At 53.1% G+C, this 1,663-nt stretch carries 1 rRNA gene; it reads left to right on the forward strand.

Annotated elements, in window-relative coordinates:
- Nucleotides 1–105 precede the first annotated feature (105 nt).
- Nucleotides 106–1,647: ribosomal RNA gene (locus tag BMI79_RS22760) — 16S ribosomal RNA — on the forward strand.
- The last annotated feature ends 16 nt before the right edge of the window (nt 1,648–1,663 follow it).

Raw genomic sequence — 1,663 nt, forward strand, 5'->3', positions numbered from 1 at the left:
AAAAATATCAAGTCTTGAAGAGTGACCAAGCAGTAATTCATTTAAGTGAATTATTACGAAGTAATCTTTGAGCATCGCTGCACATGTTGCAGCACATCAAGCTTTTAATTGAAGAGTTTGATCATGGCTCAGATTGAACGCTGGCGGCAGGCCTAACACATGCAAGTCGAGCGGCAGCGGAAAGTAGCTTGCTACTTTGCCGGCGAGCGGCGGACGGGTGAGTAATGTCTGGGAAACTGCCTGATGGAGGGGGATAACTACTGGAAACGGTGGCTAATACCGCATAACGTCGCAAGACCAAAGTGGGGGACCTTCGGGCCTCACGCCATCGGATGTGCCCAGATGGGATTAGCTAGTAGGTGGGGTAATGGCTCACCTAGGCGACGATCCCTAGCTGGTCTGAGAGGATGACCAGCCACACTGGAACTGAGACACGGTCCAGACTCCTACGGGAGGCAGCAGTGGGGAATATTGCACAATGGGCGCAAGCCTGATGCAGCCATGCCGCGTGTGTGAAGAAGGCCTTCGGGTTGTAAAGCACTTTCAGCGAGGAGGAAGGCATCACACTTAATACGTGTGGTGATTGACGTTACTCGCAGAAGAAGCACCGGCTAACTCCGTGCCAGCAGCCGCGGTAATACGGAGGGTGCGAGCGTTAATCGGAATTACTGGGCGTAAAGCGCACGCAGGCGGTTTGTTAAGTCAGATGTGAAATCCCCGCGCTTAACGTGGGAACTGCATTTGAAACTGGCAAGCTAGAGTCTTGTAGAGGGGGGTAGAATTCCAGGTGTAGCGGTGAAATGCGTAGAGATCTGGAGGAATACCGGTGGCGAAGGCGGCCCCCTGGACAAAGACTGACGCTCAGGTGCGAAAGCGTGGGGAGCAAACAGGATTAGATACCCTGGTAGTCCACGCTGTAAACGATGTCGACTTGGAGGTTGTGCCCTTGAGGCGTGGCTTCCGGAGCTAACGCGTTAAGTCGACCGCCTGGGGAGTACGGCCGCAAGGTTAAAACTCAAATGAATTGACGGGGGCCCGCACAAGCGGTGGAGCATGTGGTTTAATTCGATGCAACGCGAAGAACCTTACCTACTCTTGACATCCACGGAACTTGCCAGAGATGGCTTGGTGCCTTCGGGAACCGTGAGACAGGTGCTGCATGGCTGTCGTCAGCTCGTGTTGTGAAATGTTGGGTTAAGTCCCGCAACGAGCGCAACCCTTATCCTTTGTTGCCAGCACTTCGGGTGGGAACTCAAAGGAGACTGCCGGTGATAAACCGGAGGAAGGTGGGGATGACGTCAAGTCATCATGGCCCTTACGAGTAGGGCTACACACGTGCTACAATGGCGTATACAAAGAGAAGCAAACTCGCGAGAGCCAGCGGACCTCATAAAGTACGTCGTAGTCCGGATTGGAGTCTGCAACTCGACTCCATGAAGTCGGAATCGCTAGTAATCGTAGATCAGAATGCTACGGTGAATACGTTCCCGGGCCTTGTACACACCGCCCGTCACACCATGGGAGTGGGTTGCAAAAGAAGTAGGTAGCTTAACCTTCGGGAGGGCGCTTACCACTTTGTGATTCATGACTGGGGTGAAGTCGTAACAAGGTAACCGTAGGGGAACCTGCGGTTGGATCACCTCCTTACCGAACGATATTGATT

The sequence above is a fragment of the Serratia oryzae genome (assembly GCF_001976145.1).
Lineage (GTDB): Bacteria > Pseudomonadota > Gammaproteobacteria > Enterobacterales > Enterobacteriaceae > Chania > Chania oryzae.